This is a genomic window from Nonomuraea sp. KM90 (assembly GCF_052246675.1).
GTDB lineage: Bacteria > Actinomycetota > Actinomycetes > Streptosporangiales > Streptosporangiaceae > Nonomuraea.
The window spans coordinates 1-8,021 of record NZ_JBQQCB010000238.1 but is presented as its reverse complement, the minus strand read 5'-3'; the positions used below and the strand labels follow the sequence as shown (position 1 = coordinate 8,021).

10 protein-coding genes are annotated in these 8,021 nt (G+C 63.7%); 7 read left to right on the top strand and 3 right to left on the bottom strand.

Features of this window, described 5'->3' with window-relative positions:
* The first annotated feature begins 241 nt into the window (after window positions 1-241).
* Complete coding sequence (locus ACTWPW_RS61945; RefSeq protein ID WP_443174695.1) at window positions 242-706, top strand: hypothetical protein; 465 nt, start codon at window positions 242-244, stop codon at window positions 704-706.
* Window positions 707-1,453: 747 nt separating this feature from the next.
* Here ACTWPW_RS61945 and ACTWPW_RS61940 read toward each other — a convergent pair.
* The 3 genes from ACTWPW_RS61940 to ACTWPW_RS61930 all read right to left on the bottom strand — a co-directional run bounded on the left by ACTWPW_RS61940 (window position 1,454) and on the right by ACTWPW_RS61930 (window position 3,742).
* Window positions 1,454-1,891 carry an NUDIX hydrolase gene (locus tag ACTWPW_RS61940; RefSeq protein WP_443174694.1) on the bottom strand — a complete coding sequence of 146 codons (438 nt, stop codon included), beginning with the start codon at window positions 1,889-1,891 and terminating at the stop codon, window positions 1,454-1,456.
* A gap of 43 nt (window positions 1,892-1,934) precedes the next feature.
* Window positions 1,935-2,651, bottom strand: a complete 717-nt coding sequence (locus ACTWPW_RS61935) for a creatininase family protein (RefSeq protein WP_443174693.1) — start codon at window positions 2,649-2,651, stop codon at window positions 1,935-1,937.
* 413 nt (window positions 2,652-3,064) lie between these two features.
* A complete protein-coding gene (locus ACTWPW_RS61930; protein WP_443174692.1) occupies window positions 3,065-3,742 on the bottom strand; it encodes a hypothetical protein in 678 nt (225 codons plus the stop codon).
* A gap of 368 nt (window positions 3,743-4,110) precedes the next feature.
* Between ACTWPW_RS61930 and ACTWPW_RS61925 the strand changes: the two genes are divergently transcribed.
* From ACTWPW_RS61925 to ACTWPW_RS61900, 6 genes are all read left to right on the top strand, one after another.
* On the top strand, window positions 4,111-4,434 hold the full coding sequence (locus ACTWPW_RS61925; RefSeq protein WP_443174691.1) for a hypothetical protein: 324 nt from the start codon (window positions 4,111-4,113) through the stop codon (window positions 4,432-4,434).
* Between the two features lie 176 nt (window positions 4,435-4,610).
* Entirely contained in the window at window positions 4,611-4,820 is a 210-nt protein-coding gene (locus ACTWPW_RS61920; protein ID WP_443174690.1) for a hypothetical protein, read from the top strand.
* 3 nt (window positions 4,821-4,823) lie between these two features.
* On the top strand, window positions 4,824-5,501 hold the full coding sequence (locus ACTWPW_RS61915) for an NUDIX domain-containing protein (protein WP_443174689.1): 678 nt from the start codon (window positions 4,824-4,826) through the stop codon (window positions 5,499-5,501).
* A 115-nt stretch (window positions 5,502-5,616) separates the two neighbouring features.
* Window positions 5,617-6,585: a hypothetical protein gene (locus ACTWPW_RS61910; RefSeq protein WP_443174688.1), complete on the top strand. Its 969-nt coding sequence runs from the start codon at window positions 5,617-5,619 to the stop codon at window positions 6,583-6,585.
* Window positions 6,586-6,701: 116 nt separating this feature from the next.
* Window positions 6,702-7,166, top strand: coding sequence for a hypothetical protein (locus ACTWPW_RS61905; RefSeq protein WP_443174687.1), 465 nt, complete (start codon window positions 6,702-6,704; stop codon window positions 7,164-7,166).
* 86 nt (window positions 7,167-7,252) lie between these two features.
* Window positions 7,253-8,021, top strand: a 769-nt coding sequence (locus ACTWPW_RS61900; protein ID WP_443174686.1) for an FtsK/SpoIIIE domain-containing protein, incomplete at its 3' end; no start/stop codon positions are given.

Here is an 8,021-nt window from a genome sequence, read left to right as displayed (position 1 = left end):
TCGGCCATACGGATCCTCCTGCCGTCATCGTGCATGTCGATACGACACTGAAGCAGAATCCGGCGAAGCCTGCGCAAGCCGTCGGGTGTGTCCGCGGCCCGGTGAACCTATGTGGTCACCGCACTAGCCAATCACGGTGGCTAGAAGAGTTAGCCCCATGCAACTCCACAGCGCAACCAGATGACTCGGCCAGCCGACGATCTGCTTACCCCAATGCCCAACACCGGCTATCGTATCGATCATGAAAAAGGTGGTTCGCTGGATCTTAGTTGTGGGCGTGGGTCTTTTAGTCTTGATTGGCGTTGCTCTACTCCCGCTACTCTCCGACGTCTGGGAACACAGGCGGATATGTGAAGCGAATTACGAAAGCGTAGAAACTGCCCTCGTTTCATTCAATATCTTGGATACCGCCCCGGCTGGTATCGAACCGGAGGGCGAGCGCGATCGTTCATGCACCGACACTGACGATCACCATGCCACCATCAGCCGCTCCTACCGTCTTTCAGGACAGGCCGACTCGCAACGGGTCGTTGAGGACTTCTACCGGGGCCTCGCCTTAGGGAAGGGCTGGAAGCCCTACTCCATCGCGGAGTCAACGTGCATGGTGATGGAGGTCGATGGCACAGAGATCAGTCTCGACGTTTGGTTCGACCCCGAGTCGGATGGCACCTCATACACAGTGAGCGCATCCACCTGGCCATGCTGAGGCGGCGGTCAACAGCCAACTCCGAGGTTCTCTGCACCAACCACGTCATCATCACCAACCGATGCGCCGTATTACTGACGCGAGGTAGGGGAGAAAGCCATACCCGGACCAAGTTGACCTCTGGCGGGGACCGATTCGTCGTGCAGGTCCAACCCCTGGCTCCACGGGGCGGGTCTCCGTTACTGGCAGGAGGCCATGACTATCTCCAGCTAGCAGCTCCCCAGCACTCGTCGTTCATCCCGTCTGCCGTCGACCCACCGCGGAGCGGCAGCGGGCCGGCGACGGAGGTGCAAGCCCGGCTTGACTTGTCCCTGTGCCTGGACACCTTCCACGGTGAGTGGTTGTCCAACGCCCGCAGCTGGGCTTGCGGCGGAGGAGGCGGTCTGCTGGGCTTGCCTGGGTCGATGGCAGACGGGATGGACCACGCCAGCCACACTCACCACCCGCACGTGCGTTCAGGCGCCGATCCCGGAGCCGGAGCCCCCGCCGGAGGCATGCCGTAAGGCCCCAGCTCTCGTGACCGCGCACGCGTGCGCCGGCCAGCTCGTCCCCTGTGATTCGAGTAGTGCGTTTTCCCTGTGCTGAGGCGGCCCGTCGTCTCGTCCCGCGCCAGCCGTCCGGCGCGCTTTTAGCCGGCTGCCTGGAGCCCTAGCGGAGGGCGGCGGCGTTCGCCGTGACGGCGGCGCGTGCGGCCCGTCTTCGGGCCGCCTTGACGATGTACAGAAAGTTCTCACAAGATGGGCTGGGTCACCTGTCGCCGAGGATCTTGGTCCCGTTGTGCTGACGTACGGCGGGACCGTCGTCGTGAAGGGCGTCAAGCACACGGACAGCGAAAGCTTCGTCCGTCATGGAGATCACGTCGTCGGGCGTGGCCCAGTGGAAGCCACTTACCTCGTTGTTGATCGACAGCTCGCCCCCAGTCATGGCACAGCGGAAAACGAGGGCAACAACGCCACGGTCCATGTTCTTGTAGACGCCGGTCAGGTCGATCGGTTCTACGTCAAGGCCAGTCTCTTCTTTGACCTCGCGGCAGAGTCCGTCGTGGATGGACTCAGCGAGCTCAAGGACTCCACCTGGCGGCTCCCAGTGGGAGTTGTCCCGTGGTCGAATCAGGAGAGCTCGGCCGGCGGGATCGAGGACAATGCCAGCGACGCTGACGGAGTGTTTCTGCTGGTCACAGCTCATACTTGAGTCTCTAGGTTACCCTGGCGCTCTGTATCACCGGTGCCTACGGGACTATGTCGATACTCCTGAGGCAGGAACGGAACGCGGCGCCGAGATAGTCCAGGACGGCTCGTCCTTTTTCGGCGGTAGCGAGTGACGGACGACCGATAACACCGTTTTTGGTGTATGCCTCCATGCCGACTGTAAGAAGATCCCGGCGGTCGTCCGCGACGTGGTCGACGGTTTCGAAGCCCTCTTTCACCAGCTCGGGGTGAGTTGCGAGGAGGATGGAAACTTCGAGTTCACCTGCGTGCATGTCTTCGTGACTACTAGTTGCCATGTTGGCCTTCGCGCGTGCCGCGTTCCAGTGGGTGTTGGTCGGAAAGAGCGCCATACACCGTTCGGTGACCGTGGCTTCCTGTACGACGTTAGACAGTACGTAATTCCCACCGTGAGCGTTGATCAGGACTAGTTTGTTGATGCCGGATGCTCGCAGCGAGTGTTGAATGTCGGTGATGATGGCAAAGAGAGTCTTAGCTGAGATGCTTACAGTGCCGGGCCATGCCTTATGTTCGTGAGAACAGGAGATAGTGATCGGAGGCAAGTGGCGCACCGGGTAACGTTGTGCGATTTCGTGGGCAATGATTGAGGCAATAGCCGCGTCTGTGATCAATGGAAGATGTGGACCGTGCTGTTCGAAGCTACCAATGGGCAGGATGGCGACCTGTGCATTGCGTGCTTGCTCATCCTCGGTCGTTTGAGTAGGCAGCAGGTGGCCCACAGCGTCTCCCCTTACCAAATGTGTACTCGCTCACGCGGCATGTTGCGTGAGCCGGGCTAGGTGCTCCCTCAAGTCTCGCACGGCACTCAGCTTGGCGACAGGCGTCAATCGATCATGAAGGGCAGAGAGTTGCGTTCGGATTCGGGCCGAACCGGTCTGCTGGGCGATAGCCAGGGCCTCAGTTCCGGCGTGTATGGCGCGCTCGATCTCGCCTTGGGCTGCGGACGCGGTAGCCAGCCGGGCGAGACAGAGGCCCTTGTCGCGGGTCTGGGCTGCTTCGGGCCATTGGGTCAGGCTATCTTCGAAGATGGAGACAGCAGCGTTCGGGTTACCGAGAAGTACCCATGACATACCGGCTTCCATCTGGACATAAGATGGCGTGCAGTATCGCGCCTTGTCGGCCGGGAGTTTGGTCACCCCTTCAGCGGCGTGCTGGATGCCTGATCTACAGCGGCTTCAAACTCGCGAGGTTCAGCGAGAAGAGCGTGCGCGTTGGCGAGCTGGCGGAGAGAGACCGCACGGAGCCGGGGCGTGAGGTCGGGTGCGGCGTTTAGGGCAGCATTGGCAAGGCCCAAACCTTGTCCAGGGTGCCCGGCCTCAGTGACGATATTGCTTTTCCGCATGAGGACATAGGCCACTCTTTGGGGGTCCGCCAACTCTTGGGCGTAGTCGAGTGCTCGGTTGGTCCAATGCATTGCGCATTCAGTGTCGCCTGAGTCCTGATAGAGCCAACCGCAGAACTCTGCGAATCGGGCAGCGAGCTCGAGTACGGGGCGACGGTCGGCACCTCGGGCTGACTGCACTAGGCGATCAATGAGCGGGAGTTGCGCCTGTACGGCGGGTACCAGATAGAGCGGCCCAAGAAGGGCGTCGGCTCGCGTGTGCTCTGCAAGTACGTTTGTCAAGTAGGTGATCACTTCAGGCGAAGGTGCACCTGGTAGGGCTTGAGGCAGCGCGGGCGGTGAGGACGGCGTCGCTGTGAAGATTCCCGTTTTGGTGTCGAGCCCGAGATCGCTTTCGGAGGCGCGGTACAGCTCGCAGAAGATGCGTCGGTAAGATGCGGGGATCTCTCGGCGGTTGTTCTCAAACATCGAGAACAGAGTTCGCAAACTAGACCGAGAGGCAACGTCGATCTCTAACGCGCGGCCTATCTGCTCAAAACGTACAATGGCTTGCTCCTGGGACCAGCCATGACGTTTCCGAGCCTGCCTGAGCAAGTTTGGAACGTCCATCGCACCTCGCAATGGTCCGGGCATGGATGTTAATCCTTCGTGAACCCATGATGCCTCATAAACGCGCTGCTGGAGCAAGGGTTAACAAATCGTGTTAAGGCGCGTTGGGCTCCGTCAGTCTGCCGCTATGCCGTGCCTTCACGCTGTCATGAATGCGTGGCCGACAGGGGCCACGAGCAGGGAGCGCACCGAGAGGCGGTGCGGCCCGAGACCGAAAGGAAGGGCTCATGAAGCTCTACGTGGACACGAGCAACAAGCAGGTGACGGTGTCGAGAGAGCCGGTCGAGAAGACCGACCAGAACGGTCGCCAGAAGACTGAGCGCGACACGGGCCGTCCGATGTGGTCGACGCAGGTGTTCGTCCTGGATGAGGACGGGGGCGAGGTCCTCGCCGTCACTACGGCCGGTGTCCGGCCCGAGGTGAAGGTGGGACAGGTCGTCTCTCTGTCCAGGCTGGAGGCCCTGCCCTGGTCGACCAACGGGCGCAGCGGCGTGGCGTTTCGCGCGGTAGAGATCAAGTCGGCGACGGTTTCGGCGGCCAAGACCGCCTGACCAGGCTCTAGACGCTCCCTCATCTGAGGTGTCCGCCCTGTGATGCTGCGCGGAGGCGACTCCGCTGCGTCACTTCCAGCCAACAGGCTGTGCATGTGCTGAGCACATGCTCCCGCACGTCCTATCCGATCACGGCACATGGACGTGCCTGATCCTCAACCGAGAGGAACATGATCATGACCAGGAAGACCCGAACCAACATGGCCACCGAGGGCTTCACCGCCATTCAGGCGGGCGAGATTCTTCCGCCGTCCAAGGGCGCGAAGCCGAAGACCTCCTCCAAGCCCGGCAAGGGCTCCGGTCGCGTGACCAACATCCAGTCCGGCAAAGGCCGGGTCGGGCTCCAGGCCCACACCATCCTCGGCGACCTCCACATCGAGATGTGAGCCATGACAACCACTTCGAAATCCCTCGCAGTCACCTACACCCACCCCGACGTGTTCACCGTCGGCGTTCAGGAAGGCTGGGGCGACCCCCAGACCGACCCCACCCAGATCGACTGGACCACCCGGCAGGCCAACGCCGCCATCCCGTTCCAGGTGATCAACGGACGCCCCGTCAACCCGTGCGAGAGCACCGGCATCCGCTACGGCCGCAACGAACTCGGCCACTGGGGCGAACAGCTCGCCGCCGACGCCATCGTGATGGCCACCGACCATGACGGTCACCGCTGGCTGGTGATGGTCGAACGCTCCGACGGCCACGGCTGGGCGCTGCCCGGCGGCTACGTCGACCCCGGAGAGAACCCGGCGCACGCAGCCGTGCGCGAACTGGCCGAAGAGACCGGTCTGGTCCTGGAGGACGTGGACTGGCAGCCCCTGCCGGCGCGGTACGTGCCTGACCCGCGCGCCAGTGACGAGGCATGGATGGTCACCGTGCCCGCCATCGCTCACCTGAGCGTCACTGCCCGGGCGGAACTGCCCCGGGTGCTGGGCGCCGACGACGCCCGCAGGGCCGCATGGATGCGGGCCGACTCCTACACCGCACTCGTCGGTGATCTCGATGTCTGGTACGGCGGCAAGGTGTTCGCCGCGCACCGGACGCTGCTGATGGAACTGCTCGGCTGAGCGCAGCTCACCACCATCAGCTGATCGAAAGGCGGGGCCGCAAATCTGCCCAGATCCGGCCCCGCCCCAATCACAGCGATCGACATCCCCTCTTCCTAAGGAAAGGAAGCCGACCATGGCCAAGAATACCGGCCGGTCCGTCTCGCGACGAGCCATGGGCCGTCGCGGCTCCGTCACCGTGATCGAAGATCACGTCTCCCGGTCCTACGCCCGGAACGCCAAGATCACCTTCTGGGTGGTCTCCCTCGTGGGCGGTCTGCTCGCCGCCACCGTCCTGACCGAATACTGGCACCCCATCCTCGCCATCATCCTCGGCGTCTGCTGCGGCGTCCTGGTCGCGTTGCCGATCGCGGCTGTGATCGTTGTCTGGCCCGTGCTGCGGGTGTTCGTCTGGTGGCTGCCGGAAATCCTCACCACCGCCGGCCTCGTCTACGGCTTCGTGGTCCTGGCCCACCACACCACACTGGTCGTGCGCCTGGCGGTCATCGCCGCGCTGGTGCTGCCTTTTGTGCTCCCCCAGGTGCGGCGCACCGTCATGAAGGTCGCCTGGTGCGTCATCTCCCGGCACCGGCTGAGGACCTGTTTCGCCGAATTCATCATCGGCAGCAACCGCGCCTCGCTGCCGTTCGTGCTGTGGGCCCGTCCCACGCTGGTCGGCGAGTCGGTATGGCTCTGGCTGCGTCCCGGCCTGGCCATGTCAGATCTGGAGAACCGGCTCGAACAGATCGCCGCAGCGTGCTGGGCCGACAAGGTCACCATCGAGCGCGCCTCGGCATCGAACTCCGCGCTGGTGCGCGTCGACATCAGCCGCCGCGACGCCCTCACCGGACGCGTCGTCTCCCCCCTGCCCGACGAGATCAACGACGGGCAACCCGTCGGCAACCAGCCGCCCACACTCGTCCCCGACACCGGGACCGGCGGACTGGACCTGGACGACGTCACCGAAGCGTCCGTCCTGGACACCCCCAAGACCGCTGCCAGGAACGGCAGGTCTGACAACGGCAAGAAGCCCGGCCAGGCCCGGGACGCCGTCACGACCCCGGCCACCCACGGCGCGGACGACATCAGCGACTACATCGACTGAGCGGCACCGCCGCCGCACATATCCCGTCCTCCCGCTTCCGGGGGACGGCCGAGCACTTCCCCGCCCGACCGCCCCTGGGCATCGCCATGCCGTCTTCCCACAGAGAGGAACGCGCGATGAGTCTCGACAGGCACGAGATCAAACAGGAAATCGGCGTACTACATGAGTGGGCCCGCTACTACCAGGCCCACGGCCGTACGGACATCGCTCAGGAGAACTACCGGAAAATCTCCCAGCTGGAAAAGATGATCACCCGGGCGCAGATCATCGATGGTCTGCGTGCCCTGGCCGACTTCCTTGACGAGCACCCCGGCGTGCCCGTCAATTCCTGGGCCCACGTCAGCTACAGCGTCATCTCCGCCGACATCGACAGCACCGGCGACCAGGACGACGCCGAACGCGCGGAAGTCGATCGCGTGGCCGCCCTTCTCGGCGTCACGCCCACGCTGAGCGACAACGGTTCGCACTACACGGCTCTGCGCACCTTCGGGCCGGTCGAGTACCGCGCCACCGCAATCACTGAGGAGCACATGGCCAAGCACTGCGCCGCAGACACCTACTACGGCGTGGTCACCCCCTGACCACCACGTTTCGACGGCCCGTGCGGGCTCTGCCCCGGCTGGCATCCCGCACGGCATCGTCACTGTCCGGAAAGAGACACACGATCATGACCACGTTTACCCGTGCCTCCATCACCGGCGGGGTGCCGATCGGGCCGATCATGTCGATGTATGACCCGGTTTTCACCGGGATCGACGAGATGCGCCGGCCGGTCTATCTCCCGCTCATCTACCGCAACATTCTGGCCGCCGGAGAACCGGGCGGCGGAAAGTCCGGGCTCATCCAGTGCATCGGCTGCCACGCCGCGCTGTGCGACCGCACCCGGCTGATCCTGCTGGATGGCAAGCAGGTCGAACTCGGCATGCTCGCCCCGGCAGCCGACAAATTCGTCGGCCCCGACATTGATGAGGCCATCATCACCCTGCGTCGGCTGCAGAAGGTGATGGACAACCGCTATTCCTGGCTGACGGCGCGACGCCGCCGCAAGATCGAACAGCACGACGACGTCAACGTGATCGTCGTCATCATCGACGAGATCGCCTACTTCTCGGCCACCGTGGGCGACGAACGCCAGCAACGCGAATTCATCGCCCTGCTGCGCGACCTGGTCGCACGCGGCCGAGCCGCCGGAATCATCGTCGTCGCCGCCACCCAGCGGCCCAGCGTCGACATCATCCCCAAATCGATGCGCGACCTGTTCGGCTACCGCGCCGCCTTCCGCTGCACCTCCACCGGCTCCAGCGACATCATCCTCGGCGACGGCTGGTCCACCTCCGGCTACACCGCCACCGACATCACCCCGACCAGCCAGGGCGTCTGCTACCTCATCGCCGAAGGCGGCACCCCTCGAAAAATCAAAGTCGCCTATCTCACTG

Excerpts from the sequence above, each read along its gene's own strand:
- ACTWPW_RS61945 (WP_443174695.1), top strand. The coding sequence starts at position 242 with ATGAAAAAGGTGGTTCGCTGGATCTTAGTTGTGGGCGTGGGTCTTTTA.
- ACTWPW_RS61940 (WP_443174694.1), bottom strand. The coding sequence starts at position 1,891 with ATGAGCTGTGACCAGCAGAAACACTCCGTCAGCGTCGCTGGCATTGTC.
- ACTWPW_RS61930 (WP_443174692.1), bottom strand. The coding sequence starts at position 3,742 with ATGTTTGAGAACAACCGCCGAGAGATCCCCGCATCTTACCGACGCATC.
- ACTWPW_RS61925 (WP_443174691.1), top strand. The coding sequence starts at position 4,111 with ATGAAGCTCTACGTGGACACGAGCAACAAGCAGGTGACGGTGTCGAGA.
- ACTWPW_RS61920 (WP_443174690.1), top strand. The coding sequence starts at position 4,611 with ATGACCAGGAAGACCCGAACCAACATGGCCACCGAGGGCTTCACCGCC.
- ACTWPW_RS61915 (WP_443174689.1), top strand. The coding sequence starts at position 4,824 with ATGACAACCACTTCGAAATCCCTCGCAGTCACCTACACCCACCCCGAC.
- ACTWPW_RS61910 (WP_443174688.1), top strand. The coding sequence starts at position 5,617 with ATGGCCAAGAATACCGGCCGGTCCGTCTCGCGACGAGCCATGGGCCGT.
- ACTWPW_RS61905 (WP_443174687.1), top strand. The coding sequence starts at position 6,702 with ATGAGTCTCGACAGGCACGAGATCAAACAGGAAATCGGCGTACTACAT.